At 62.5% G+C, this 25,836-nt stretch carries 23 protein-coding genes; 12 read left to right on the top strand and 11 right to left on the bottom strand.

Annotation, left to right across the window (positions count from 1 at the left end; translation table 11 throughout):
- Positions 1-112: 112 nt before the first annotated feature.
- Complete coding sequence (gene sbmA / locus AC070A_RS04080; protein ID WP_057252998.1) at positions 113-1,369, top strand: peptide antibiotic transporter SbmA; 1,257 nt, start codon at positions 113-115, stop codon at positions 1,367-1,369.
- A gap of 145 nt (positions 1,370-1,514) precedes the next feature.
- On the opposite strand, the gene AC070A_RS04075 is transcribed toward sbmA, so the two are convergent.
- Positions 1,515-2,522 carry a polysaccharide deacetylase family protein gene (locus AC070A_RS04075; RefSeq protein ID WP_113737045.1) on the bottom strand — a complete coding sequence of 336 codons (1,008 nt, stop codon included), beginning with the start codon at positions 2,520-2,522 and terminating at the stop codon, positions 1,515-1,517.
- Between the two features lie 221 nt (positions 2,523-2,743).
- Between AC070A_RS04075 and AC070A_RS04070 the strand changes: the two genes are divergently transcribed.
- Both AC070A_RS04070 and AC070A_RS04065 read left to right on the top strand, forming a co-directional pair.
- Complete coding sequence (locus AC070A_RS04070) at positions 2,744-3,331, top strand: NnrU family protein (RefSeq protein WP_058321172.1); 588 nt, start codon at positions 2,744-2,746, stop codon at positions 3,329-3,331.
- Positions 3,332-3,611: 280 nt separating this feature from the next.
- Entirely contained in the window at positions 3,612-4,280 is a 669-nt protein-coding gene (locus AC070A_RS04065; protein ID WP_057253003.1) for a tetratricopeptide repeat protein, read from the top strand.
- Between the two features lie 51 nt (positions 4,281-4,331).
- Here AC070A_RS04065 and AC070A_RS04060 read toward each other — a convergent pair whose 3' ends face one another.
- A complete protein-coding gene (locus AC070A_RS04060) occupies positions 4,332-4,631 on the bottom strand; it encodes a hypothetical protein (RefSeq protein ID WP_162770938.1) in 300 nt (99 codons plus the stop codon).
- On the opposite strand from AC070A_RS04060, the gene der reads away from it, so the two are divergent.
- The gene (gene der / locus AC070A_RS04055) at positions 4,612-6,045 is read left to right on the top strand and encodes a ribosome biogenesis GTPase Der (protein WP_113737047.1); all 1,434 of its coding nucleotides are present in this window, start codon (positions 4,612-4,614) and stop codon (positions 6,043-6,045) included. The genes AC070A_RS04060 and der overlap by 20 nt on opposite strands.
- Positions 6,046-6,350: 305 nt before the next feature.
- Here der and AC070A_RS04050 read toward each other — a convergent pair whose 3' ends face one another.
- Positions 6,351-7,268 (bottom strand): sugar kinase, encoded by a 918-nt coding sequence (locus AC070A_RS04050; RefSeq protein ID WP_113737048.1) that lies wholly within the window; start codon positions 7,266-7,268, stop codon positions 6,351-6,353.
- A gap of 196 nt (positions 7,269-7,464) precedes the next feature.
- Here AC070A_RS04050 and bglA point away from each other — a divergent pair, with 196 nt between their 5' ends.
- Positions 7,465-9,099: a beta-galactosidase BglA gene (gene bglA, locus AC070A_RS04045; RefSeq protein ID WP_113737049.1), complete on the top strand. Its 1,635-nt coding sequence runs from the start codon at positions 7,465-7,467 to the stop codon at positions 9,097-9,099.
- Complete coding sequence (gene aac(6') / locus AC070A_RS04040) at positions 9,099-9,563, top strand: aminoglycoside 6'-N-acetyltransferase (protein WP_113737050.1); 465 nt, start codon at positions 9,099-9,101, stop codon at positions 9,561-9,563. Before bglA ends, aac(6') begins: the two co-directional genes overlap by 1 nt.
- Before the next feature lie 24 nt (positions 9,564-9,587).
- On the opposite strand, the gene ade is transcribed toward aac(6'), so the two are convergent.
- A complete protein-coding gene (gene ade / locus AC070A_RS04035; RefSeq protein ID WP_113737051.1) occupies positions 9,588-11,285 on the bottom strand; it encodes an adenine deaminase in 1,698 nt (565 codons plus the stop codon).
- Positions 11,286-11,414: 129 nt separating this feature from the next.
- On the bottom strand, positions 11,415-12,740 hold the full coding sequence (gene aptA / locus AC070A_RS04030; protein ID WP_113511335.1) for an omega-aminotransferase AptA: 1,326 nt from the start codon (positions 12,738-12,740) through the stop codon (positions 11,415-11,417).
- 272 nt (positions 12,741-13,012) lie between these two features.
- Here aptA and AC070A_RS04025 point away from each other — a divergent pair, with 272 nt between their 5' ends.
- Positions 13,013-15,265: a glycoside hydrolase family 9 protein gene (locus AC070A_RS04025; RefSeq protein WP_492384717.1), complete on the top strand. Its 2,253-nt coding sequence runs from the start codon at positions 13,013-13,015 to the stop codon at positions 15,263-15,265.
- A 132-nt stretch (positions 15,266-15,397) separates the two neighbouring features.
- Positions 15,398-16,486, top strand: coding sequence for a Gfo/Idh/MocA family protein (locus tag AC070A_RS04020; RefSeq protein WP_255571342.1), 1,089 nt, complete (start codon positions 15,398-15,400; stop codon positions 16,484-16,486).
- A 37-nt stretch (positions 16,487-16,523) separates the two neighbouring features.
- Here AC070A_RS04020 and AC070A_RS04015 read toward each other — a convergent pair whose 3' ends face one another.
- The 6 genes from AC070A_RS04015 to AC070A_RS03990 form a co-directional block, all read right to left on the bottom strand.
- Positions 16,524-17,558 carry a Gfo/Idh/MocA family protein gene (locus AC070A_RS04015; protein ID WP_162770940.1) on the bottom strand — a complete coding sequence of 345 codons (1,035 nt, stop codon included), beginning with the start codon at positions 17,556-17,558 and terminating at the stop codon, positions 16,524-16,526.
- 185 nt (positions 17,559-17,743) lie between these two features.
- A complete protein-coding gene (locus AC070A_RS04010; RefSeq protein ID WP_058321165.1) occupies positions 17,744-18,088 on the bottom strand; it encodes an ArsR/SmtB family transcription factor in 345 nt (114 codons plus the stop codon).
- A gap of 119 nt (positions 18,089-18,207) precedes the next feature.
- Positions 18,208-18,951, bottom strand: coding sequence for a HugZ family pyridoxamine 5'-phosphate oxidase (locus AC070A_RS04005; RefSeq protein ID WP_113511333.1), 744 nt, complete (start codon positions 18,949-18,951; stop codon positions 18,208-18,210).
- Positions 18,952-19,144: 193 nt separating this feature from the next.
- Positions 19,145-20,194, bottom strand: a complete 1,050-nt coding sequence (choV, locus tag AC070A_RS04000) for a choline ABC transporter ATP-binding protein (RefSeq protein WP_057253027.1) — start codon at positions 20,192-20,194, stop codon at positions 19,145-19,147.
- The gene (choW, locus tag AC070A_RS03995; RefSeq protein WP_057253029.1) at positions 20,191-21,036 is read right to left on the bottom strand and encodes a choline ABC transporter permease subunit; all 846 of its coding nucleotides are present in this window, start codon (positions 21,034-21,036) and stop codon (positions 20,191-20,193) included. Before choW ends, choV begins: the two co-directional genes overlap by 4 nt.
- 82 nt (positions 21,037-21,118) lie before the next feature.
- Positions 21,119-22,075, bottom strand: a complete 957-nt coding sequence (locus AC070A_RS03990) for a choline ABC transporter substrate-binding protein (protein WP_113737055.1) — start codon at positions 22,073-22,075, stop codon at positions 21,119-21,121.
- 247 nt (positions 22,076-22,322) lie between these two features.
- On the opposite strand from AC070A_RS03990, the gene AC070A_RS03985 reads away from it, so the two are divergent.
- From AC070A_RS03985 to AC070A_RS03970, 4 genes are all read left to right on the top strand, one after another.
- Complete coding sequence (locus tag AC070A_RS03985; RefSeq protein WP_058321163.1) at positions 22,323-22,910, top strand: thymidine kinase; 588 nt, start codon at positions 22,323-22,325, stop codon at positions 22,908-22,910.
- Positions 22,911-22,987: 77 nt separating this feature from the next.
- Positions 22,988-23,374: a c-type cytochrome gene (locus tag AC070A_RS03980; protein WP_113737086.1), complete on the top strand. Its 387-nt coding sequence runs from the start codon at positions 22,988-22,990 to the stop codon at positions 23,372-23,374.
- A gap of 166 nt (positions 23,375-23,540) precedes the next feature.
- Positions 23,541-24,629 carry a coiled-coil domain-containing protein gene (locus AC070A_RS03975; RefSeq protein WP_110879312.1) on the top strand — a complete coding sequence of 363 codons (1,089 nt, stop codon included), beginning with the start codon at positions 23,541-23,543 and terminating at the stop codon, positions 24,627-24,629.
- A 58-nt stretch (positions 24,630-24,687) separates the two neighbouring features.
- The gene (locus AC070A_RS03970; RefSeq protein ID WP_113737056.1) at positions 24,688-25,836 is read left to right on the top strand and encodes a hypothetical protein; all 1,149 of its coding nucleotides are present in this window, start codon (positions 24,688-24,690) and stop codon (positions 25,834-25,836) included.

The raw sequence follows: 25,836 nt of genomic DNA, 5'->3' as shown, positions 1-25,836 counted from the left end.
CGCTTTGCCCTAGTTTCGGCGCTTCGGGGGGCGTATCTCGCGTCATCCAAAGAGAGTCGAACGTGACGGTCTTCAAGAAACGTCACGATCAATAAAACGAAAGCGCCGCACCTTGCTCGAATCGTTCTTTCCCAAGCCGAAGCTGTTTTTCCTTTCCGTCGCTCTCTGGTCGCTCGTCGTCGTCGCCTTTTGGTATGCTACCGGCGAACAGCTCGGTGCGGCCCTCGGCCTGCCGCCCGTGGGCGAAGCGCCCATCGGCCTCGGGCATTTTGCAACGACGGCGTCGATCTGGTTCTACATCTATTTCATCCTCAGCATGGTGCTGTTCTGCCTGTTCTGGCAGCTTTACGCGGTCGATTGCCCGTGGCGGAAATGGTCCGTCTGGGGGTCGGCGTTCATCGTATTCACCGTTTATTTTTCTGTCGACATCAGCGTTGCGCTTAACAATTGGCGCCGCCCTACGTTCGATAGGATCGTTGAGGCGCTGAAGGCACCGAACACCGTCCAGGCCTCGGAAATATACGGGTACGCCCTGATATTCTTCGAACTGGCGTCGGTTTACATCGTTTCGGCCGTTCTCATCAGCTTCTTCACCAGCCACTATCTGTTCCGCTGGCGAAACGCGATGAACGACTACTACTATGCGAAGTGGTCGAAGGTCCGTCACATCGAGGGTGCCTCCCAGCGTATCCAGGAAGACACCATGCGGTTTGCAACGACGGTGGAAGGATTGGGGGTCCGCCTAATCGATTCGCTGATGACGCTGATCGCCTTCCTGCCGGTGTTGCACGCACTTTCAGCCAACGTGAAAGAACTGCCGATCGTCGGATCGATACCCTATCCGTTGGTCCTGGCGGCGATTTTCTGGTCGCTTTTCGGTACGGTGCTACTTGCTGTCGTCGGCGTGAAGCTGCCGGGCCTCGAATTCCGTAACCAGCGCGTCGAGGCGGCATACCGCAAGGAACTCGTCTATGGCGAGGACCACGCCGACCGTGCTTTGCCCCCGACCGTTACGGAGCTGTTCAGCAATGTGCGCAAGAACTATTTCCGCCTGTACTTCCACTACATGTATTTCAATGTTGCCCGGTACTTTTACCTGCAAACGGATAACATCTTCGCCCTTTTCCTGATGGTTCCGTCGATCGTCGGGGCAACGATCACCTACGGGCTCTTCCAGCAGATCCAGGGCGCGTTCTCGCAGGTGACGAGTTCGTTCCAGTATCTGGTTAATTCCTGGCCGACGGTGATCGAGCTCATTTCCATCTACAAGCGCCTGCGTGCGTTCGAAGCGGCAATCGAAGAGCAACCATTGCCGAACATCGATCAGCAGTTCATCGAAGCGGGCGGAAGGGAAGAGTTGGCGCTATGATAGAGCTTGCCACGCGTCGCGCACATCTGCTGCGCGACGCGCCAGGAAATGATCTAACTCTCTGAAATGACGCAATTCCGCACGGAAGACCCTTTCACGCTTTTCTAGGAATGCGCTACCCGTCCTGGGCTGTGGACGGTTGAATTCAGAAGGCGGAGCGACCCGCCTTCTTTTTTGCCTGCTCGATGACAGGCAAGGCCTGGGCATAGCTGACACAGGCAACGTCGGGTTTTCCGCAGACTTCCGAGAGCAGTCGATCGAGCGCACGCCAGTAGGCGCCGCCGTTCATTTCGACGAAGTGGAAGCCGAGCTGCAGGGGAATGCGGTCGCCGCCATATTCGCGGTCGAAGGCTTTCCGGTAGGCCTCGTAGGTGCGCTCCTCGAAGCGGGCGCTGTCCTTCTTGTTCTCGACACCCATCGAGTGGCGGACGAAGAGATTGTAGTCCATGCCGATGACAGGGCGCTGCGACGGTCCCTCGGGGATCAACGGCAAGCCGAAGCGCGGCAGACCGTCCTTCGTCGTCGGCCAGCCCGGTCCTTTGGTGACCAGGCTTGCGTCATAGGTGAAGTTGTCCGCCTTCAGCGCCGGCAGCAGGCCGTCGCTCAGCGATAGATAGGGGGCACGGAAGCCTTTGACGCCGGTCTTGGCGAACTCAGCCCAGCCCTGGGGCTCCGCTTCTGGCTTGCCCGCCTTCTTCCAGGCGTCGGCGAGCGCGGTATTGAAGGTCGAGAATTCGCTCTGCCAGTCGGCCTTGCTCCAGCCCTTGCCGTCGAAATGACCGCAGGCGTGGCTGGCGATGTCGTGACCATCAAGATGGGCCTGCCAGATATGGCCGGCACGTGCTGCAATCTCCTCGCGGCTCTGGGCGAAGCCGACATTGGAGCGGCCGGGCTTCTGGCCCGGCGGCCTGTAGATCTCCTTGCCGTCGGCCCTGGTCATCAGGAAGGTGCAGGACAGGAAATAGGTGAAATGCGCGCCGGTGCGCTTGGCCATCGCCAGGCTCTTTTCCCAAAGCGCGTTGTCATGCGCACCGTCGAAGGAGACGATGACCAGCTGCCGGTCAGCGGCGGGGACGGTGGCCGGCGTCGCCGGTTCGGCCAGCGCAAGCGCCGGAACCAGGGCAAGGGAAAAGGCGAGAAATGTTCGGATCATGATCAACTGCAGCGATGAATTTTTGTCGCAAATGGTTCGAAATTGCGGCAATCCTTTGATCGGGCTGGAAAAAAGACGCCATCAAGGCTACTCCATAGCAACCTGGACTGGAATCAGTCCAAGGGCGAATGGCATAGAAAATCAAAGAGCTACAGCGACTCAAGCGCGCCAGATTCGGCACGCGACGCTATCTCCGATATCTCGAACAAAGCGGTGGCCCCATGGCGATACTCGTTCTCGGCATCATCATCTTTCTCGGCATGCATCTCATCCGCGTGGTTGCGCCCGGCTTTCGCGCCGGCATCATCGAGAGTCGCGGTAAGGGCACCTGGATGGGGATCTATGCGATCCTCAGCCTCATCGGCCTCTGTCTGATCATCTATGGTTTCGGCCAGGCGCGCGGCGAAACGGGCATGCTCTACAATCCGCCGGTGTTCCTGCGCCACATAGCGCTGCTCCTGATGCTCTTCGCCTTCGTCTTCCTTGCTGCAGGCTTCCTGCCGGCGGGCCGCATTGCGGTGGCGGTCAAGCATCCGCAGATCCTGTCGATCAAGACCTGGGCTTTGGCGCACCTGCTGGCGAACGGCGAGACATCCTCGGTCCTGCTTTTCGGATCGTTTCTCGCCTGGGCGGTGATCCTGCGCATCTCGCTGAAGCGTCGCGAGCGGGCAGGGGAGCGCGTGCTGCCGGTGTTCAAGTCATCGACGAACGACGTGCTGGCCATCGTCATCGGTCTCGTCGCCTACGGGCTCTTCGTCTGGAAGCTTCACGAGTGGTTGATCGGGGTTGCCCCGGTGGTGATGGGCTAAGGCAATTCCAGCAAAAGTGCGCAGCGGTTTTGCGTCCCGACTTGCGTGTAACAAAAAATTTAGAGCGACGGAGGTGACTTCGTGTCGACCCTAGGCGCTCTAAATAACGTCGGCCCCCTTACAAGCGCCGCAAAATCGGGTAGAAGGCGCAAAATCCATGAGAGCGCGATGCGTGCGCTAGAACGCGTCGTGCATGCTCGAACAGTTTGAGATTGTGCGCTGTTCCCGTCGATGACGGTCGGAATGGCGTACCAGTGGGCAGGCAAGGCCGGGGCAGTAGATGGCGAACCAAGACGACAGCTTTATCCGCGAGGTCAATGAGGAACTGCGTTCCGACCAGATGAAGAGCATCTGGGCTCGTTTCGGCGGTCTCATCGCGGCGATCGCCGTGCTTATCGTTCTCGGCACTATCGGCAAGGTCGGGTTCGAGTACTGGCAGGAGGGGGCCTCCTCGAAGTCGGGCGACGCCTTCCTGCAGGCGCTCAATCTGGCGAAGGAAAACAAGACGGACGAGGCGCTCGCTGCCTTGAACGCGCTTGAGAAAGACGGCTACGGCGCCTATCCGGTGCTGGCTCGTCTGCGCGCGGCGACGCTTCAGGCCCAGAAGGGCGACACCGATGCGGCGGTGAAGGCATTCTCCGCCATCGGCAAGGACGGCAGCGTTCCGGCTGCCATTCAGGAAGCGGCGCGACTGCGTGCGGCCTATCTGCTCGTCGATACCGGCAGCTACGATCAGGTTTCGGCTGAAGTCGAGCAGCTTGCGACGCCGCAGAACAACATGCGCCACTCGGCGCGCGAAGCGCTTGGTCTCTCGGCCTACAAGGCCGGCGACTACGCCAAGGCGAAGACCTGGTTCCAGCAGATCGTCGACGACACGCAGAGCCCGCGCAACATCACCGGTCGCGCCCAGATGCTGCTCGACGTGATCACGGCCAGCGGCAAGGCCTAAGGTTTCCACCCATTCCACGTGGATGGGCACAGGGTGCACGACCCTTTCGAATCAGCGCATGATCCCAAAATCGATCTCGATCTTGGGGTTGTGCGCTAAAGCATTTAAAGCAGTTCCAGCAAAAGTGCGTAGCGGTTTTGCGTCCGGGACTGCGAAAGACAGACAGGCAGTTCCAGCAAAAGTGCGCAGCGGTTTTGCGTTCGGGGACAGCGTGAACAAGAGCAGTTCCCCAGAGGAAACGCTCGCGAGCCGCCTGAATGCGGCAGAGAACGAAATTACGAGCGCGGCCCGCCCATCGGCTGCCGCGCTCCAAGCGGAAACGGATAGATCCATGAGCTTCACCGTCGCCATCGTCGGGCGTCCCAATGTCGGCAAGTCCACCTTGTTCAATCGTCTGGTCGGCAAGAAGCTGGCACTCGTCGACGATACGCCGGGTGTCACCCGCGACCGTCGTCCGGGCGATGCCAAGCTCATCGACCTGCGCTTCCGCATCATCGACACGGCCGGCCTCGAGCAATCGGGTCCGGACACACTGCAAGGCCGCATGTGGGCGCAGACGGAGGCCGCGATCGACGAGGCGGATCTTTCGCTGTTCCTGGTCGACGCCAAGGGCGGCCTGACGCCGGCCGACGAGACCTTGGCCGAAATGCTGCGCCGTCGCGGCAAGCCGGTGGTGCTGGTCGCCAACAAGTCCGAGGCGCGCGGCTCCGACGGCGGCTTCTACGATGCCTTCACGCTCGGCCTCGGCGAACCTTGCCCGATCTCGGCCGAACACGGCCAGGGCATGCTGGACCTGCGCGACGCGATCGTCGCTGCGATCGGCGAAGAGCGGGCCTATCCGCCGGAAGACGACGTGGCCGAGACCGATATCGATCTGCGCCCGACGTTCAAAGACGAAGAGGGCGAAGAGGAAGAGGCGGAGACAGCCTATGACGAGACCAAGCCATTGCGCGTGGCGATCGTCGGCCGCCCGAACGCCGGCAAGTCGACGCTGATCAACCGCTTCCTCGGCGAAGATCGCCTGCTGACCGGCCCGGAAGCCGGCATCACCCGCGATTCCATCTCGGTCGAATGGGACTGGCGCGGCCGTACCATCAAGATGTTCGACACCGCCGGCATGCGCCGCAAGGCGAAGGTGCAGGAGAAGCTGGAAAAGCTCTCGGTCGCCGACGCGCTGCGCGCCATTCGCTTTGCCGAAACGGTTGTCATCGTCTTCGACGCGACCATTCCGTTCGAGAAGCAGGACCTGCAGATCGTCGATCTCGTCTTGCGTGAGGGCCGCGCGGCGGTGCTCGCCTTCAACAAGTGGGATCTGGTCGAAGACTGGCAGGCGGTGCTCGCCGACCTCCGCGAAAAGACCGAGCGGCTCCTGCCGCAGGCCCGCGGCATCCGCGCCGTGCCGATTTCCGGCCACACCGGCTACGGCCTCGATCGGCTGATGCAGGCGATCATCGAAACGGACAAGACCTGGAACCGCCGCATCTCGACCGCGCGGCTCAACCGCTGGCTGGAATCGCAGACGGTGCAGCATCCGCCACCGGCCGTGTCCGGTCGCCGCCTGAAGCTCAAGTACATGACGCAGGTGAAGGCTCGCCCGCCGGGCTTCATGATCTCCTGCACGCGTCCCGACGCGCTGCCGGAATCCTACGTGCGCTACCTGATCAACGGCCTGCGCAACGATTTCGACCTGCCGGGCGTGCCGATCCGCATGCATTTCCGCGCGGGCGATAATCCCTACGAGTCCAAGGCGAAGAAGCGCCGCTAGGCGCTTCCCAGACTGCTACAAACCTTGAAGATGGTTTTCTGGCGATAGCGCGACCCCAATCTCCCCTCATCCTCGCCCCCCGTGGCGGGGATCCAGCGACCCGACGTTCGTCGGCTCAGAGATCCTTCAGCCCAAGGACTTGGGATGGTCCCGCAGTTCCAGCGGAACCGCTAGAGGTTCCTGTGACAAGCACAGGAATGACGGAGATTTTGGCTGGCGCAAAGGTTTTTCCGGCAAGCTTACAACTATCAGAAATATCTTAATCAGCAGCCTGAGAAGCGTCGTTAGGCCCTTTCTTCTGCCACCTACGCCGCAGGTAGCCTCTCCCTGGCGACCAGCGCACCGTGATGGCCGATGACGCCGGCAGCGACGCTTGCCGCAAAGGCTGCGGCCTTAGCCGGTTGATCACCGGCGACAAGGCGGGCGACGAAAGCGCCATTGAAGCTGTCGCCGGCGCTGGTGGTGTCGACGACGCGTTCGACTGGTGTTGCCGGTACGTGCTCAATCGGCGCATCGCCGAAGGCGAGCGTCACGCCCTTCTCGCCATCTTTGACGACGACATTGGTGGCGCCAAGGCCCCTGTAACGCGCGATCGTCGCCTCGATGGAGGCGTCGCCGAAATGCGTGACCTCGTCGTCGAAGCTCGGCATGACGAGGGTTGCGGCGCGGGCGCCATCGGTCAGCGTCCGGCGCATGCGCTCGGCGTCGTCCCAAAGGCGCGGGCGGATGTTCGGGTCGAAGACCACTTGGCTGCCGGCTGCTTTCGCGCGGCGCAGTTCCGACAGCAGCGTTTCGACCGCGACGGGTGCAAGGATCGCCAGCGTGATGCCGGAATAGAGGATCAGGTCGGAGCCCTCGATCGCGCGCCTGAGATGATCGGCATCGTCGGCGAGCAGCTTGGCTGCCGAGTGCGAGCGCCAGTAGGAGAAGCTGCGCTCGCCGTCCTTCAAATGGATCATGTAGAGCCCGGCCGAGCGGCTCTCTATCCGGCGCACGGCTGACGTGTCGATCGCTTTTTCCGTCATGAAGGCCAGCATCTCGTCGGAGACCGTGTCTGTGCCGACCGCGGAGCAATAGCCGACGGTCCAGTCATCAGGCATGAACAGCCGCGCGTAGTAGGCGGCGTTGAAGGTGTCGCCGGCATAGCCCTTGCGCAGCAGTCCGCCTTCCGCCTGCATGAGCTCGACCATGCACTCCCCGATCGCAAGCATCTTCCCGGCCAACGACTTTCCTCCTCACAAGATTTCGCCTGAGACGGGATAAGGGGCTCAGCCGATCTCGGCAAGAGATTGTTTCTGGTGAAGGGCTTGCGGTGGACCGAGAGGAAGGAACGGCGTTTACTCCCGCGCCGGGCAGCGATACACCTTGGCTCCTCATCATCCCGCTCTGGCGTGGAGCATCGTCTTCAAGGGGCATTTCATGACGTCTCGGCAGGTATCGAGTGACGATTGGTGGCGCGGCGCGGTGATCTACCAGGTCTATCCGCGCTCCTTCCAGGACACCGACGGCGACGGCATCGGCGATCTCAAGGGCGTTACCCGGCGGCTGTCGCATATCGCCTCGCTTGGCGTCGACGCGATCTGGCTGTCGCCGTTCTTCACCTCGCCGCAGGCCGACATGGGCTATGACGTATCGGACTATTGCGACGTCGACCCGATGTTCGGCACGCTCGCGGATTTCGACGAGATGCTTGGTGAGGCCCACCGTCTCGGCCTCAAGGTGATCATCGACCAGGTGATTTCGCACACGTCGGATCGCCATCCCTGGTTCGCCGAGAGCCGCTCAAGCCGGACGAACGGGAAGGCCGACTGGTATGTCTGGGCCGATCCGAAGCCGGATGGCACTGCGCCCAACAACTGGCTGTCGATCTTCGGCGGCCCCGCCTGGGAGTGGGACGGGGTGCGCAAGCAGTACTACATGCACAATTTCCTCGGCTCGCAGCCGGACCTCAACTTCCACAATCCGGCGGTACAGGACGCGGTGCTCGATGCCGCCCGCTTCTGGCTCGATCGCGGCGTCGACGGGTTCCGCCTCGACACGGTGAACTTCTATTTTCACGACCGGTATCTGCGCGACAACCCGCCGCTCGTTCCCGATCCGGACGCCACCAGCAACGACGCTCCCGACGTCAACCCCTATGGCATGCAGGACCATCTCTACGACAAGAGCCAGCCGGAAAACATCGCTTTCCTGAGGCGGTTCCGGGCGCTGCTCGACCGCTACGAGGGCCGCATGACGGTCGGCGAGGTGGGCGACGGCGCCCGCTCGTTGAAGACCGTGGCTACCTATACCGGCGGCGGCGACAAGCTCAACATGTGCTACACCTTCGACCTGCTCGGTCCGGACTTCACCGCGGCCCATATCCGCCGCTGCGTCGAGAATTTCCAGAAGGCCGTCACCGACGGCTGGGTCTGCTGGGCTTTCTCCAACCACGACGTGACGCGCCACGTCAGCCGCTTCGCTCGGAACGAAGTAGAGCGGGAGAGGGTGGCGCGGCTCGCCATCACGCTGCTTTCGAGCCTACGCGGGTCGATCTGTCTCTATCAGGGCGAGGAGCTAGGACTTCCGGAGGCGGAACTCGCCTTCGAGGACCTGCGCGACCCCTATGGCATCCGCTTCTGGCCCTCGTTCAAGGGGCGGGACGGTTGCCGGACGCCGATGGTCTGGGAAGAGGCGGCGGCCAATGCCGGCTTTACCGGCGGCAAGCCTTGGCTGCCGGTGCCGGCTGAACACCGCCGCCTGGCCGTGGATGCCATGGCCGAAGGCGCGGGGACGGTGCTTGACCACTATCGGGCGACGCTCGCCTTCCGCAATGCGCAACCGGTATTGCGCGATGGCGCGATGCGTTTCCTCGACAGCAACAGCGACCTCCTGGCCTTTGTTCGCGAAAAGGATGGCGAGCGCTTGCTCTTCGTCTTCAATCTCACCCGCGAACCGCAGGCGTTTCTGGCCCCCGCTCTCGTCGAGCCCCTGGATTTGCCCGGATATCCGGCGCGCCTTGAAGCGGGTAGCATCCAGGTTGACGGATTGTCGGCCTTCTGCGGGAAGCTTTGATGCGCGTATTGTTGATGAATGGCGAAACCATCGGCCGCTGGGTCGAGATGCGTCTGGCGCTCTGGCCGGATACGCCGGAAGCGGAGCATCGCGCCGAGGTCGAAACCTCTCTTGCCGAGACTGATCGCTATGCGTCGTTCCTCTGCGAGGACGAGGCTGGTGTTGCCGCTGGTTTTGCCGAGGCGTCGATCCGCCGCGACTATGTCAACGGCTGCGAAACCTCGCCCGTGGCCTTTCTCGAAGGGATTTATGTGTTGCCCGGATATCGTCGTCGCGGCGTCGCGCGTGCGCTGATCACGGCGGTGGAACGCTGGGCAACATCGCAAGGATGCCAGGAACTCGCCTCCGACACGGCGACCGACAATCTCAGGAGCCAGAGCCTGCACATGGCGCTTGGTTTCGAGGAGACGGAGCGCGTCGTCTATTTCCGCAAGGAACTGTCGCCGGCCGTGGCAGACAATTGAGGATCCCGCGGGCAGGGATGGAACTCACCCGATCAGCATGAACTTGTCGACATCGACCAGTCCGCGGTCGGAGATTTTCAGGTGCGGGATGACCGGCAGCGGCAGGAAGGCGAGTTGCAGGAAGGGTTCCTCCAGCGTCGAGCCAAGGGCGAAAGCGGCGTGGCGCAGGTGATGCAGCGTATCGCGGACGGACTCGTAAGGTTCGAGGCTCATCAGACCCGCGACCGGAAGCGCGATCTCTCCGGTCACCTTGCCGTCCTCGACCACCACGAAGCCGCCCTTGATCTCGCCGAGCCGGTTGGCGGCGATCGCCATGTCCTCGTCATTGACGCCGACGACGCAGATGTTGTGGCTGTCATGACCGACGGTCGAGGCGATCGCGCCCTTCTTCAGCCCAAAACCCTGGACGAAACCGTTGGCGTGGTTGCCGTTGACGCCGTGGCGCTCGATCACCGCGACCTTGATGATATCGCGGCCGAGGTCGAGGCCGGTCTGGTTGCCGACGGCCGGCAGGCGGTAGCGGCGGTGTTCGGTGATGATCTTGCCGGGGAGCACGCCGATGACCGACGTATCGCCATCCGAGACGGGGATGCCGAAGGCACTGGCATGGACATGGCCGGCTTTGACGCTGTCGAGGCCGACGGGCTCAACCGGGTTTCGGGTCGCAAACAGCGCATCGGTCACCCGGCGGCCGCCGGAAAACACCGTCTCGGCCTTGCAGTTCTTCAATGTGTCGATCACCACGAGGTCGGCGCGCCAGCCGGGCGCGACCAGCCCGCGGTCGCGCAGCCCGAAAGCGCGGGCGGCCGAGATCGAGGCGGCGCGGTAGATCGCCAACGGCTCGACGCCGGCGGCGATCGCCGTGCGGATCATGTGGTCGAGATGGCCCTGTTCGGCGATATCAAGGGGATTGCGGTCGTCGGTGCAGAGCGCCAGATAGGGCGACAGGCGCTCGGTGATGATGGGCATGAGCGCATGCAGGTCCTTCGAGACCGAGCCTTCGCGCACCAGAATATGCATGCCCTTACGGATCTTCTCCATTGCCTCTTCGGCGCTCGTGCATTCGTGATCGGTGCGGATGCCGGCGGCGAGGTAGCCGTTCAGGTCCTTGCCTGACAGCAGCGGCGCGTGGCCGTCGATATGCGCGCCCTGAAAGGCGTCGAGCTTGGCGAGGCAGACCGGGTCCTTGTGCACGACGCCGGGGAAATTCATGAACTCGGCGAGGCCGATGACCTTCGGATGATGGCGGAAAGGCAGAAGCCTTTCGATCGGCAGATCGGCGCCCGACGTCTCCAGATGCGTCGCCGGCACGCAGGACGAGAGCTGGACGCGGATGTCCATGATCGTTTCGAGCGCCGAATCCAGGAAGAACTGGATGCCTTCGGTACCGAGCACGTTGGCGATCTCGTGTGGGTCGCAGACGACGGTCGTGATGCCGAGCGGCAGGACGCAGCGGTCGAATTCATGCGGTGTCACGAGCGAAGATTCGATGTGCAGATGTGTGTCGATGAAGCCGGGCACGACGATGCGGCCGGAAATGTCGACTTCCTCGCGTCCCTCGTAGTCGCCGAAGGTGCCGACGATGCGGTCGCCCGAGATCGCGATGTCGGAGGCGACGAGTTCGCCGGTCACGAGGTCGAAGAAGCGCCCGCCCTTCAACACGATGTCGGCGGGTTCGCGTCCGACGCCCTGATCGATGTAACGTTCCAGCGCTTCGGACATGAGGCAACTCCAGTTTTCTTTGGCACCCGGTGCGGTCGGTGTGATTGCGCCCAGGTTCGATGTGGCAGATAAGAGTAACCCTTCCCCCGTCGCCGGGGAAAGGGTCAAGATCGTTGGCGGTTGGCCTGCTCAGATGTTGCTGTTGAGAACGGCGCGCAGCTTGCCGAAGAGTTCGTCGATCTGCGCCTTGGTGATGATCAGCGGCGGCGACAGCGCGATGATGTCGCCGGTGGTGCGGATCAAGAGGCCGCTTTCATAGGCCTTGAGGAAAGCCGAGAAGGCGCGCTTGGTCGGTTCGCCGGCGATCGGCTGCAGTTCGATCGCGCCGATCAGGCCGAGATTGCGAATGTCGATGACATTCGGGCAGTCCTTCAGAGAGTGCAGGCCCTCTTCCCAGTACGGGGCGAGTTCGGCGGCGCGGGTGAGCAGGCCTTCTTCCTTGTAGGTGTCGAGCGTGCCAAGCGCGGCGGCGCAGGCGATCGGGTTGCCGGAGTAGGTGTAGCCGTGGAAGAACTCGATCATGTGCTCCGGGCCATTCATGAAGGCATCATGGATCTCGGAGGTGACGAAGACGGCGCCCATCGGGATGACGCCGTTGGTGAGGCCCTTGGCCGTGGTGATGATGTCGGGCTTGACGTCGAAATACTGCGCGGCAAACGGCGTGCCGAGGCGGCCGAACCCGGTGATGACTTCATCGAAGATCAACAGGATGCCGTGTTTGGTGCAGATGTCGCGGAGTTTCTGCAGGTAGCCCTTCGGCGGGATCAGCACGCCGGTGGAGCCGGCCACCGGTTCGACGATGACGGCGGCGATGGTCGAGGCGTCGTGCAGCGTGACGATGCGTTCGAGCTCGGTCGCGAGATCGCCGCCATGTTCCGGTTCGCCGCGGGTAAAGGCGTTCTGCGCCGGCAGGTGCGTGTGCGGCATGTGGTCGACGCCGGTCAGAAGCGTGCCGAACATCTTGCGGTTGGAGACGATGCCGCCGACCGAGATGCCGCCGAAGTTGACGCCGTGATAGCCGCGCTCGCGGCCGATCAGGCGGAAGCGCGAGCCGTCGCCCTTGGCGCGGTGGTAGGCGAGCGCGACCTTCAGCGCCGTATCGACCGATTCCGAACCGGAGTTGGTATAGAGAACATGGTTCATGCCTTCGGGCGCGATATCCACCAGGCGGTTTGCGAGCTCGAAGGCCTTGGGGTGGCCGAGCTGGAAGGCCGGCGCATAGTCGAGCTCGCCCGCCTGCTCGCGGATCGCCTCGGTGATCTTCGGGCGACAATGGCCGGCGTTGACGCACCACAGACCTGCCGTTCCGTCCAGAACTGTCCGACCGTCATGTGTCGTGTAGTACATGTCCTTGGCGCCGACGAACAGGCGCGGTTCCTTCTTGAACTGCCGGTTGGCGGTGAACGGCATCCAGAAGGCGCGCAGATCATTCGGAGTGTTGAGACGGTTCGACATTGCAGTTCTCCTCGGTCAGTTCTTCGTCAGGCGCTCGCCGCCCGCATTTTTTACCCTTTGGTCAAACTATCAGCGCCCCGGGACGCGTCAAGCCTCGGAAGCCCCGCACAGGGAGCCTGTGGGGTGGCGAATTTTTGTCTTCTGACTCGAAATTTTCTCTAGCTTAACTTGTTTGCGGCAACGCTGCGTTGCCATGCCTTGCCGGGTCCATGGCCGCCTGTGAATGGGCACCCGCGCCCCGCGGCCCGGCCTGACCAATCGGGAGCTGGGACGTGTCGAGGTTCGGGATAGTACACGCGGCAATTGCTGCGCTCTTCCTGCCAGGTCCGGCAGTCGCTACCGAACTGATCGCCGACGGTCGCTTTGAAAAGGGGCAGGACACGTTCTGGGCGAGCGACGGGCTGACCCTCGAGCGGGAAAACGGGCGGCTCTGCGTGGAGGTCCACGGCGGTGGAGAAGTCTGGAGCCAGATCGTCGGCGTCAATGGTTTGACGCTGGTGCCCGGGCGCATCTATCGCCTGTCGCTGAGGATTGCCGCCAAGCCGGCGCGCTCGATCGCTGTCAGGGTGCAGCGGGCCGCAGATCCCTGGACCGCCATTGCCGAGTTTACGACGGTGGGGTCGCCGGGCGGCAGTCCGTTCTCCGTGGAGTTTGAGGCAACCGAACCGGATGAGGCGCAACTGGTGCTGCCGCTCGGGGGTGCGGAGGCCGGTCGCATCTGTCTTGACGATGTATCGCTGGTCGCGACCGGTGCGGTGTCGCAGGCGGCGAAGCGGGCCACCGAGGGGCCCGTCATTCGAGCAAACCAGCTCGGCTACTTCACCGACGGTCCGAAGCGCGCGACCTTCATTGCCGATGTGAAGCGCCCCATCGATTTCCAGCTGCTCGACGCCAAGGACAAGGTCGTCGGCAAGGGCAAGACGCAACCAAGCGGTTTCGATCCGACGGCGGGCGTCGAAACGCAGGTCGCGGATTTCTCATCCTTCGCGACGGCCGGCGATGGCTATCGCCTTGTGTCCGTCGATTGGGCGAGTGACCGCTTCTCGATCGGCGACAATCTCTATGACCGTCTGCGTGTCGATGCGCTTTCCTGGTTCTATCCCCAGCGCAGCGGCATCGAGATCAAGGCAGCGATCGCCGGCAAGGCCTACGCCCGGTCCGCAGGCCATGTCGGCGTGGCGCCGAACCAGGGCGATACGGCAGTCCCATGCCTCGACAGCAAGCAGGCCGTGGCGCTTTACGGTGGCTGGTCCTGTTCCTATCGACTGGACGTTTCCGGCGGCTGGTACGACGCAGGCGACCACGGCAAATACGCGGTGACCGGCGCCCTGTCCGCCGCGCAACTGCTTGCCGCCTACGAACGCGGGCGTGTCTACGCCGCGGGTTCGCCGGTGACGCGCGACGGTCTCTCTCGCATTCCCGAAAACGGCAACGGCATGCCCGACATTCTCGACGAGGCGCGGTGGGAGCTCGAGTTCCTGTTGCGCATGATGGTTCCGGATGGCGAGCCGCTCGCCGGCATGGTGCACCACAAGGTCCACGACACCACCTGGACCGCGCCGCCGATGCTGCCGAGCGACGATCCGCAGCCGCGGGCGCTTTACCGTCCGTCGACTGCCGCAACGCTCGATGTCGCAGCCGTCGCGGCTCAAGGCGCCCGGCTTTTCGCCGATCAGAATCCGACGTTCTCGGCACGTCTGCTCGCGGCTGCGCGCAAGGCCTGGATGGCCGCCAATGCCAATCCCGCACTCCTTGCGCCGAAGTCGGACGGACTTGGCGGTGGTGGCGACTACGACGACGACAGCATTTCGGACGAACTCTTCTGGGCGGCGACCGAGCTCTATCTGACGACCGGTGACGAGGCCTATCTCGACGTGCTGCGGGCGTCGCCGCTCTGGGCGGCGGATACGCTGTCTCCCGCCGGCGCCTTCGATTGGCGCAACGTCGCAGGCTTCGCGCGGCTGCAACTGGCCCTTTATGGTACGGGCTTGCCGGACGACGAGCGTGAACTGATCCGAAACGCGGTGCTTGCGGCAGCGCGGCATTTCCTGTCGGTGCAGCAAACAGAGCCCTTCGGGCTCGTCTACCGACCCGAGGGCAGACGCTACGACTGGGGATCGAACCAGCTGATGCTGCAGAACATCATCGTGTTGTCGGCCGCTTTCGATCTCTCCGGCGAGAAGAGCTTTCTCGATGGTGCGCGCGAGGGCATGGATTACATTCTCGGCCGCAATGCCATGGCGCTGTCCTATGTCACCGGCTATGGCACCCGCGCGCCCAAGAACCAGCACAGTCGCTGGTATGCGCACCAGCGGGACCCGCAACTGCCGAACCCGCCGGTTGGCTCTCTTGCCGGCGGTCCGAATTCCACCTTCGTCGACGACGTCGCACGGCAACACCTGAAGGGATGTGCGCCGCAGACGTGTTATGCCGACGACATCGAAGCCTATGGATCCAATGAAATCGCCATCAACTGGAATGCGCCGCTCGTCTATGTCGCCTCGTTCCTTGCCGATGCGCGCTAGAGTATTTCACTGTTTGAAATTACGCGATTCCGGACGGAAAACCGTTTCACACTTTTCCTGGAATTGCGCTAGGAGACTGAAAGCGTGACCGGAATAGCCTTTGTCGGAACCGGCTTCGTCGCCGACTATTACATGACGACGCTTGCCAACCATCCGCAGCTCCGGCTCGCCGGCGTCTGGGATCGCGACGCGGAGCGTCTCGACGCCTTTGCGCGCTACTGGAAGGTTTCGCCCTATGCCTCGCTGGATGCGGTGCTCGCCGATCCTACCGTCTCGATCGTCGTCAATCTGACGACGCCGGAAAGCCATTACGCGGTCAACCGCGCCGCTCTCACCGTCGGCAAGCACGTCTATTGCGAGAAGCCGCTGGCGATGACGGTGGAGGAGGCGAGCGAACTGGTGGCGCTTGCCCGCGAGCGTGCTCTGGTGCTTGCCGGCGCGCCGGCCAATGGCCTTAGCGATGCGCAGGCGCTTTGTGCGAGCCTGCTTGCGGCTGGGACTATCGGCACGCCACGTCTGGTTTATGCCGAGATGGAGGATGGCCCGGTCTTCAAGGCGAACTGGCGCGCCTGGCGCAGCCGCTCGGGCGCCCGCTGGCCGGGCGTGCACGAGTTCGAGGTTGGCTGCACGCTCGAGCACGCGGGCTATGCCGCAAGCTGGCTCGTCTCGCTCTTCGGGCCGGTCGCCGAGGTCAGCGCCATTTCAGCCTTGACCTTTCCGGACAAGGGCCCGGGAACCGAGACGCTAACGCTCGGCCCTGATTTCTCGGTGGGTTGCCTGACGTTCCGCTCGGGCGTGACGGCGCGCGTCACCTGTGGTCTGGCCGCGCCGCGCGACCGGTCGCTGACTGTTATCGGCGACAGAGGAACGATCGTCGTTCGCGATCTCTGGGACAATCGCTCGCCCATTCATGTCGAAGCGTTCGGCGCCAAGCGATCGTTGACACATCGCGGTCTCGACTGGCTGGAATGGAAGATGGGGCGCAAGCTGCCCATCCGGCTCTATCCCGGAACGAAGGCACGTTATCCCAAGGTCTCGTCCGGGCCTGCCCTTCCGGCCTTTCCGTCGCAGATCGATTTCGTGCGTGGCATTGCCATTCAGGCCGATGCGATCAACCGCGGCGAAACGCCATTCTTCTCCGGCGCGACGGCGCGGCATCTGACCGAGATCGTGCTCGCGCTCAACAGTGGCTGGCGAGACTATCGTCCGCTTGATCTCTAGGAGTTTCCGAAGGCGCTGCCCGCGTAGGGGCAGGCGTTCAGGCCACTGGTGCCTTGGCGCGGATCGCCTCGATAATTTCCAGAGCTTCGATGCTGCGCGACAGCGGCATCAGCGCATGCTCGCGCCGGCCGTCCAGGATGGCCGCGCTGGCGGCCTCGATCTCGAATTGCAGGCCGTTGCCGGGAAACGCATGGTCGAAGCGTTTGAGACCGGGCAGGGGGATCCGCCGCGCAGCCCTGAAAAACGCTTCCCCCGTCGATGTCAGCAGGTTGCGTGCCGGGGCGCTGGTGGCGACGAACAGGCGGCTTGCCTTCAGGAACGGCGCGTCGATGACGAGCGTACCGCGATCGCCGTCGATGACGAAGCGATTGTGGCCGTTTCGATCGAAACCGCACCTCAGGTCAGCATCAAAGCCGTCATAGGCCAGCCTGGCGTCTGCCGAGACATCGACGCCGGTGGGGGCGCTTCTCCAAGTGCCGCCAATGGACTTCGGCTGGCCGAAGAGGTTCAGGCAAAGTGCGATCGGATAGATGCCGAGATCGAGCAGGGAACCGCCGCCCAGGGCCGGATCGAAGAAGCGGCTGTTCGCGTCGAACGGTTTCTCATAGGCAAGTTCCGCCCGGACATGGCGGATGGTTCCGAGCCTCCCTGCACGCAGGAGTGCGCGAACCTCGGCGATTGCCGGCAGGAAGCAGGTCCACAGCGCTTCCATCGCGAAGGTGCCGCTGATGGCGGCTGCGTCTTCAAGGGCGCGCGCGTCGGCGACCGATGTCGTCAGCGGCTTCTCGACCAGCACCGCCTTGCCGGCCGCGAGGAAGAGGGCGGCATGGTCGCGATGGAGCGCATTGGGCGAGGCGATGTAGACCGCGTCGATGTCGGGGGCGGCGGCGAGCGCGCCGATATCGTGAGAGCTGCGGATTCCGCCGAAGCGTGTGGCGAAAGCAGCGGCGTTCGAAGCGCTGCGGGATGAGACCGCGACAAGCGTCGCATTACCCGCGAAGCGGAAATCCGATGCAAAACTGTTTGCGATTGTGCCGGTTCCGGCAATACCCCAACGGACCTTGTCACGCATTCCCTTGTGTCCGTTGCTCCGGCCGACCCTGCTGCGGCGCATGGTGCCGCCGAAGTCTCAAGGCCCGGTAAACGGCCGAGGCGCGGCTGACGCCTTTGCTTGTTGCCGATGCCCCGGAAAAGAATAAGCCCCGCGCGATTTCTCGTGTGGGGCTGTTCGAACGGGTCCGCAGAGCGAACCGAATATCAGGCCGACTTGCGGACCGGAGTCTTTTCTGCGGTGACGATCTGTTCGTCGCCGTAGATTTGGTTGAGCGTGCCTAGAATCCGCATGACTGCGTCGGATGAGCTCGAATAATAGATCGTCTGCGCATCGCGGCGGGTGCTGACGAGATTCTGGGCACGGAGCTTCGAAAGATGCTGGGAGAGAGCCGACTGGCTCAGCCCAACCTTGTTGGCCAATGCGCCGACTGCCATCTCTTCCTTGACGAGGGAATCGAGGATGAGAAGGCGCTTAGGGTTTGCCATGGCCGAGAGGAAACCGGCTGCTACCTCGGCTTCATCGTGTTTTTCAGGCGAAAGTGGCTGCATTGCGTGCTCCATGCGAAAAGTACATCACACGTAGTTATGGTTGACGAAGCACGATAATTAGTCGTGATGCATAAAAGGGCAACCACCCACTGCAAGAAATGGGGGTAGCTATCCCGCGATTAACCGTAAAGTTCACGCAAAATTGCCCGTAAATTGGAACTGTCTTCGATAGGTGCCGGGAATTCAAGGCGCTTCAGCCGATCGCCATCTGCAAGATCGAGGCCGGCGGCGTCGATCCCGACGATCTTCCAATTGCCTTCCGGCGCATTGCAAAGCTTGACCGCATAGTGCTGCACGGCGTCCGAATGATCCGCGTTCATGTGCTCGATTGCGCTGGCTTCCGTGGCGGCGAGCGAAGCGATGGCGGGCGTGTCGATCAGGAGATCTTCCGCGGTCAAGACATAGGCGCGACCGAAACCGCCGTTGAGGCTGGCGCGCAAGGGCTTCAGCCGGAAGAAGCCGAAATCGGGGAAATCGACGTAGAGTTTCGACTTGGGGTGACGGCGAACGAATCGCTCGCGGATGCGCACATGGGTTTCACTGTCGCGAGCGACCTGTTCGGCGGTGCATTGCACCGTGAGGCGGGGATGGGCGAGCGGATCGCCCTTGCCGGGCTCGCCGGTCAGCAACGAGGCCCTGACATCGGCAAGCAGCGCCTGGGTGTGAGTCGAGAGCCTGGAGATCAGGATAACAGGCACGCCGTCGACATCCATGCCGACGAGGACGCGGCTGACGAAGGGAAAGCCGCCACTGTCAGGCTCGATCGCGGCGAGCGAGCCGCTGCGCGCGCCGCGCAGCAGCGTGCGGGCTAGCGTGCGGGCTTCGTCATCGGTGTCGCGCAATACGCTCGGCTTGTCGCTCATGTCTTTGAACCTTTCCTGCCATGCCATCAATGCCTACAGCGCCGCGTCTTATCAGACGCGCAAAGGTCGCCGTAGCACTTTGAATGGCTGCATGTTTTTATCCTGAAATCGGCTACGTTTTAAGGAAACATGCTGTGACGAAAAAAGCCCGGAACGACGCTCCGGGCTTTTATTGGCTTGATGAGCGGCTTCGTCAACTTTTGTTGCGGTGCCGCGTCAATCCCTGAACGATGTCCTGGGCGTCGATGGTGCCGACGACGGAGCCGTTGTCGACGACCCCGATGCTGCCCGGCTGGCGAGACATGGCGTCGAGAATGTCGACGAGCGGTGTCGTCGGCTTGGCCGTGGCGGTAACGCCGGCAACGGTCGCGCCGCGCTGCACGCCGGTCTGCATCACGTCCTTCGCCATCAGCATGGTGATCGGGTTCATGTGCTGAACGAAATCCGCGACATACTGGTTGGCTGGATTCTTGACGATATCCTGCGGCGTGCCGCACTGGATGATGCGTCCGCCTTCCATGATGGCAATGCGGTTGCCGATGCGGAACGCCTCGTCGAGGTCGTGGCTGACGAAGATGATGGTCTTCTTCAGTCGCCGCTGGAACTCGAGCAGTTCGTCCTGCAGTCGCGTGCGGATCAGCGGGTCGAGCGCCGAGAACGGCTCGTCCATCAACAGGATCGGTGCGCCGGTGGCAAAGGCGCGGGCGAGGCCGACGCGCTGTTGCATGCCGCCCGAAAGCTCATTGACCTTGCGCCCCGCCCATTTCGTCAGGTTGACGAGGTCGAGCTGTTCGCCGACACGCGCCTTGCGCTCGGCGTCCGGCATGCCGGCAAGCTCGAGGCCGAAGCCGACATTGTCGGCAACGGTGCGCCAGGGAAGGAGCGCAAACTGCTGGAACACCATCGAGACCGTGTGCATGCGGAAGTCGCGCAGCGATTTCGCATTGGTCCGGTAGGGATTGAGCGGCCCGTTCGAGGTCTTCACCTCGACGTCGCCGCGCACCACCGGCGCAAGGCCGTTGACGGCGCGAAGCAAGGTCGACTTGCCGGAGCCCGAAAGCCCCATCAGCACCAGGATCTCGCCCTCGGTGATTTCGAGCGAGGCGCCTGCGACGCCGAGCACGAGGCCGGTTTCGGCACCGATCTCGTCGCGGGTCTTGCCCTGGTCGACCATCTGCAGCGCGATCTGCGGGTTGTTGCCGAAGATGATATCGACGTTCTTGAATACGACGGCGGTGGTCATGCGCCTTCTCCTTCGTCGGACGAGCGGAAAAGGCGGTCGAGGATGATCGCCAGGATGACGATGCAGAGGCCGGCTTCGAAGCCCTTGGCGACATTCACCGAGTTCAGGGCTCGCAAGACCGGAACGCCAAGGCCGTTGGCGCCGACGAGGGCGGCAATCACCACCATCGACAGCGACAGCATGATCGTCTGGGTCAGGCCGGCCATGATCTGAGGCATGGCGAAGGGCAGTTCCACCTTGCGCAGCACCTGGCCGGGCGTTGCGCCGAAGGCCTGGGCGGCCTCGACCAGCGACGGCGGCGTCGAGATGATGCCGAGGCGGGTCAGGCGGATCGGCGCAGGGATCGCGAAGATCACGGTGGCGATAAGGCCGGGAACCATGCCGAGACCGAAGAGGATCAGCGCAGGGATCAGATAAACGAAGGTCGGGATCGTCTGCATCAGGTCGAGGATCGGCCGCATGATGGCATAGATCCAGGCGCGACGGGCGGCGGCAATGCCGAGCGGAACGCCGACGGCCATGCTGACGAAGCTGGCGGCGAGCACCAGAGCCAACGTTTCCGTCGTTTCCTTCCAGTAGCCCTGGTTGATGATCAGCAGCAGGCCAAGGCCGGTGAACAGCGTTACGCCGATCGAGCGACGGAACCACCAGGCAGCCGCCGTGATCACGGCAACGACGATCAGCGGGTGCGGGGTCTGGAGAATCCAGAGCAGCACGGCGACAACGCCGGAGAGGAAGCGAGCGAGCTGGTCGAAGAACAGCTCGAAATTCGTCGTCAGCCAGTCGACGAATGCCTTGGCCCAGCCGCCAATGGGGATGCGGTTATCGGTCAGATATTCCACGAAGGTAAATCCGTCTCGTCAGGTCAAAAGGAGCGCATGACGCGGTGAAAAAAGGCGGGGTTTTTCCCCGCCTCGATGCCGATCAGAGGCCAAGAGCGGCCTTGACCGCGGCCAGGCCATCGCCGCCGTCCTTGGCGGTCACACCGGCAAGCCACGGATCGACGACCGTCGGATTGGCCTTCAGCCATTCCTCGGCAGCCTTGTCAGGCTCCTGCCCGTCGTTCAGGATCTTGCCCATGATCTCGTTTTCCATCTGGAGCGAGAACTTGAGGTTGGTGAGCAGCTTGCCGACGTTCGGGCACTCGGTAGTGTAGCCGGCGCGCACGTTGGTGAAGACTTCCGCGCCGCCAAAGTTGGCGCCGAAGATGTCGTCGCCGCCCGAAAGATAGGTCAGCTTGAAGTTGGCGTTCATCGGATGCGGTTCCCATCCGAGGAAGACGATCGGCGCGCCATCCTTTTCGGCGCGGGACACCTGCGCCAGCATGCCCTGTTCGGAGGATTCGACCACCTCGAAGCCCTTGAGGCCGAAGGTGTCCTTGTCGACCATGTCGATGATCAGGCGGTTGCCGTCATTGCCGGGCTCGATGCCGTAGATCTTGCCTTCAAGCGCGTCCTTCTTGGTGGCGATATCCTTGAAATCCTTGATGCCGAGCTCAGCGCCCTTGGCGTTGGTCGCCAGCGTGTACTTGGCGCCGACCAGGTTCGGCCCGAAGGATTCGACCGACTTGTCGTCGAGATAGGGGCGAACGTCGTTTTCCTGGGTCGGCATCCAGTTGCCGAGGAAGACGTCGATGTCCTTGTTCTTGAGCGAGGTGTAGGTGACCGGAACCGAGAGAACCTTGATGTCGGTCTGGTAGCCGAGGCCCTTGAGGACGGTGGAAACGGTCGCGGTGGTTGCAGTGATGTCCGTCCAACCGACGTCGGAGAAACGGACGGTACCACAGCTTTCCGGCTCGGCAGCTGCAGCCTGTCCAGCGGCGAGGGCGACGACCGAAACGGCGCCCGCCAGCATCAGTTTGAGAGAGAGTCGTTTTTTCATCGTTGTCGTTCCCCTGCCTCTATTATTGTTTTAGCCAAACACCATTGGATAGCGAATTCAAGCGCTTTGATGTCGAAGGAAGTGTATTGCGTCAATATGCTGAGGGGGTGCACGATGCGACGCTGAATGTCGCATTGTCCACGAAATGGTCTAGTCCGGCGAAAAACTGTGGGTGCCGCAAACACGCTCTGGCCTTCCGGGACAAGGCTCGTCATTACCCGGGAGACGGAAACCGGACGCGGTGAAGATGGCCAAACTCTATTTCAGCTATGCGACGATGAACGCGGGCAAGAGCACGATGCTGTTGCAGGCCTCCTACAACTACCAGGAGCGCGGCATGCGTGTGGTGATGCTGATCGCTGCGCATGACGACCGGGCAGGGGTAGGCCGCATCTCCTCGCGCATCGGTCTTGCCTCCGACGCCATTCCGTTCCATGGCGATGACGACATCTATACGCTGATCGAAACGCTTCATTCCGATGGTGCCGGCGAGATCGCCTGCGTCTTCGTCGACGAGGCGCAGTTCCTCAACGAGGCGCAGGTCTGGCAACTCGCGCGCGTCGCCGACCGGATCGGCATTCCGGTCATGGCCTATGGCCTACGTACGGATTTTCAGGGCAAGTTGTTTCCGGGCTCGATGGCGCTGCTGGCGCTCGCCGACGAGTTGCGCGAGGTGCGCACCATCTGCCATTGCGGCCGCAAGGCGACGATGGTCGTGCGTCTCGATGGTACGGGCAAGGTGGTGCGCGAGGGTGCCCAGGTCGATGTCGGCGGCAACGAGAAATACGTCTCCTATTGCCGGCGCCATTGGGACGACCTGATGCGTTGCGAGTGAGTGCGACCGACTGGCCGCTTGCGGCCGCCTTGGTCGCGGTGCCATTCTCGTCGGGTCCTGTCAGCAAGAGGTTTTCGATGCGGCGCCTGCTTTCCAGTCTTTTCCTCTGTCTTGGTGTCGCAGCTCCGGCTGCCCACGCCGGCGGCGACGCGACGGCGGGTGCCGCGGTGTTCCGCAAGTGCGCGGCCTGTCACACCACCAGCGAGCCGGTCAATCGCGTCGGCCCGAGCCTGATGGGCGTGGTCGGCCGGCCGGTGGCGTCGGTTGCCGACTACAACTATTCCGAGGCGATGAAGACCTTCGGCGCCGAGGGGCACGTTTGGGACGAGGCGACGCTGAGCGAATATCTCTTGAGCCCCAAGGCGATGGTCGGCGGCACCAAGATGACTTTTCCCGGTCTCAAGAAACCTCAGGACATTGCCGACGTGATCGCCTATCTCAAGGCGCCGCCGGCCGCCAAATAGGCAATGCCTTCGATATCTCAAGCACTTCGCTGCAACGCTTGATCGAAAAAAGCCGCTGCGGCAGGCTTGTTCTCTTTCCATAAACACCCTTTATATAACTGCAATCGAAGGCTGAATAATTCGGCTGGGCTGGCGGATCGCGCCACGGTGGATCGAGGGGCAGGACATGGCGACTCTTCAGAATTTTGACGCGGAGATCGAGAAGACCAAAGGCGTCGTCGAACAGATGCGCGGCAAGCTCGAGCAATCCGGTGTGGTGCTGGAGCAATTCGCCAAGGCCGAGACCAAGCTCGGCGACGTCAACTTCGACATCGAGAACGCCCGCATCCAGGACGTGATCAACCAGCAGAAAGTGATGGAAGCCAACATTGCCGACCTGATCATCGGCCTCGAGGATGCGACCAATGTCTTCGGCTCCGAATTCGAGAGCATGAAGAACTATACCGGCTATGAGAAGTTCATCGGCATCTTCTCCAAGCAGAAGATGCAGCGCATGCGCACCGACCGCGTGCGCAACATGTCGCTTGCCGGCAACCTGCAGGAGCTGCTGTCGAAGTCCGACATGATCGTCGGCATCCTCAAGGAGCAGAAGTCGGTCCTCGACCAGCGCTACAAGACCTCGGAGCAGAGCCTGATCCAGGTGATCGAGCGCCGCAAGGGTACGATGGCGAACCTCGAAGAGGTGCAGAAGCGCATCGAGGAACTGAACCCCCTGCTGCTCGACATCGAAAACCGCATTGCCGCCTCCACGGAGCAGAAGGTCCGCACCGAGCTCGAAGGCGAACGCTCGGCGCTTGCCACCGAATACAACGAGAAGCAGGCCAAGGAACAGGAGCTGCTCGCCGAGAGCCAGACGCTCGAACGCTACACCGCGATGTTCCAGACCTTCGTCGATTCGCTCAACAACCAGATCGCCGCGCAGAACACGCTGATCAACAAGCTGACGATCGATACCGAACAGCGCATCGTGCTCTACAAGGCGCTGGAAGACTCCTTGAAGACGGCTGCCCAGCAGGATGTCGCCCACAAGATCAACACGCTCGGCAGCCAGGTCGACACCGCCGCCGAAGAGACGATGGCCGGCATCGGTGCCGCTGCGCAGCGCCATATCGGCGATCTCCTCGAAATGCATGAAAAGAACATGCTTTCGACGCAGGATATCCAGCGCCGCAAGAAGCTGGCGGACGACGCCTTTGCCCGTCGCTTCCAGGCTGTCATGGACAAGCACAACACTGCCAACTACGTGAAGCAGTGATCGGCAGGCGAATGATCGGAACCGAGTTTGCCGTCTGGCACGCGCCACGGGGATTTGCATGAAAGTCGCGGCTTCATCCGCTGTCGCACAATATTTCGCGTCGATCCACGCCGCACTCGCCGGGCTCGAACTCTTTCTCGGCGACCGCAACTCGCCGCTCTATCGCAACACCGTCGTCGGCGAAGTGATCGTCCCCTATCTCGGCCGGTTGAAGGCGTCGATCGACTGCTGGGAGAACCGCATCGGCTTCGTCGATCAGTTCCGGATCTCGCGCGCCGAAAGCGGTTTTCCGGTGTTCCAGAACGTGCTGGAACTGGAGAACGATCGCCAGACGGCGGCAAAGCGCCTCGCCGACATTCCCACGGCCGATGCGCTGAGGGACGAGATGGTCGATTTCATCCTCCGTCAGAAGGCCTTTCCCGAGGCGTTGCAGACGCGCATGGCCGAGCGGCTCTATCTGGAGCAGATCGGCAAGGGTGAGATCTTCTCGCCCTTTATCTTGCCGGAGACCATCCGCGTCGCCGTCAATTCCAAGACGATGCGTCCCTATTACATCGTGAGCTGGGGCGCCTTCGACGGCGCCAATACCCTGCCGATGGTCTACATGGCGACGATCGAGGATTCCTCCGAGAAGATCGTCGAGATGCTGGTGACCGAGGACGGCAAGCTCAATCCGCAGGTCGAGATCCCGTTGCCGGTTGGTGGTCTGCTCAATCCGGAGCTCGCCAGCCGCTTCGACGATTTCGCCTCCAAGAACAGCAGCTATTCGCTGACCCCGGTGACGATCGCCACCAATCTCGACAAGGATTTTGACGAGCTGCACCCGAAGCAGCTGCGCCGCATCGTGCTCGGCCCGTTCTATTCTGCAGGGATCACCGAGAACAATGCGCGCATCAACGACATCCTCTCCAAGGTGCGAAAGACCGAGAATGCCTGGCTTCTGACTTGGACCGTGCAGGAGGTCTTCTCCAAGGCCGAAAGGCCCGCCAAACGCGGCTTCTGGTCATCGACGCCGGCGCAGGAGGAGTTCCACATCGATACCGCCAATCTGGAGGCGGCGCGCATGGGTGTCTCCTCCTACGAGAAGCACGCGCTGGTGCCGCACGACGCCTATCAGGCACTCTATGCCGCCGGCGAGGCCGAACAGGTGTTCGGCGACTACAAGGTCCACGTCATTTCCGGCAACCAGGTCGTGAGCGAGGTTTGA

The sequence above is a fragment of the Ensifer sp. GW101-20A05 genome (genome assembly GCF_059424735.1).
This window is presented reverse-complemented; position numbering and strand designations above follow the sequence as displayed.

Bases quoted from the DNA above. Each gene is read 5' to 3' on its own strand.
- AC070A_RS04075 (WP_113737045.1), bottom strand. From the start codon at position 2,522: ATGATCCGAACATTTCTCGCCTTTTCCCTTGCCCTGGTTCCGGCGCTT.
- AC070A_RS04070 (WP_058321172.1), top strand. From the start codon at position 2,744: ATGGCGATACTCGTTCTCGGCATCATCATCTTTCTCGGCATGCATCTC.
- AC070A_RS04065 (WP_057253003.1), top strand. From the start codon at position 3,612: ATGGCGAACCAAGACGACAGCTTTATCCGCGAGGTCAATGAGGAACTG.
- der (WP_113737047.1), top strand. From the start codon at position 4,612: ATGAGCTTCACCGTCGCCATCGTCGGGCGTCCCAATGTCGGCAAGTCC.
- AC070A_RS04060 (WP_162770938.1), bottom strand. From the start codon at position 4,631: ATGGCGACGGTGAAGCTCATGGATCTATCCGTTTCCGCTTGGAGCGCG.
- bglA (WP_113737049.1), top strand. From the start codon at position 7,465: ATGACGTCTCGGCAGGTATCGAGTGACGATTGGTGGCGCGGCGCGGTG.
- ade (WP_113737051.1), bottom strand. From the start codon at position 11,285: ATGTCCGAAGCGCTGGAACGTTACATCGATCAGGGCGTCGGACGCGAA.
- aptA (WP_113511335.1), bottom strand. From the start codon at position 12,740: ATGTCGAACCGTCTCAACACTCCGAATGATCTGCGCGCCTTCTGGATG.
- AC070A_RS04020 (WP_255571342.1), top strand. From the start codon at position 15,398: ATGACGACGCTTGCCAACCATCCGCAGCTCCGGCTCGCCGGCGTCTGG.
- AC070A_RS04015 (WP_162770940.1), bottom strand. From the start codon at position 17,558: ATGCGTGACAAGGTCCGTTGGGGTATTGCCGGAACCGGCACAATCGCA.
- AC070A_RS04010 (WP_058321165.1), bottom strand. From the start codon at position 18,088: ATGCAGCCACTTTCGCCTGAAAAACACGATGAAGCCGAGGTAGCAGCC.
- AC070A_RS04005 (WP_113511333.1), bottom strand. From the start codon at position 18,951: ATGAGCGACAAGCCGAGCGTATTGCGCGACACCGATGACGAAGCCCGC.
- choV (WP_057253027.1), bottom strand. From the start codon at position 20,194: ATGACCACCGCCGTCGTATTCAAGAACGTCGATATCATCTTCGGCAAC.
- AC070A_RS03990 (WP_113737055.1), bottom strand. From the start codon at position 22,075: ATGAAAAAACGACTCTCTCTCAAACTGATGCTGGCGGGCGCCGTTTCG.
- AC070A_RS03985 (WP_058321163.1), top strand. From the start codon at position 22,323: ATGGCCAAACTCTATTTCAGCTATGCGACGATGAACGCGGGCAAGAGC.
- AC070A_RS03980 (WP_113737086.1), top strand. From the start codon at position 22,988: ATGCGGCGCCTGCTTTCCAGTCTTTTCCTCTGTCTTGGTGTCGCAGCT.
- AC070A_RS03975 (WP_110879312.1), top strand. From the start codon at position 23,541: ATGGCGACTCTTCAGAATTTTGACGCGGAGATCGAGAAGACCAAAGGC.
- AC070A_RS03970 (WP_113737056.1), top strand. From the start codon at position 24,688: ATGAAAGTCGCGGCTTCATCCGCTGTCGCACAATATTTCGCGTCGATC.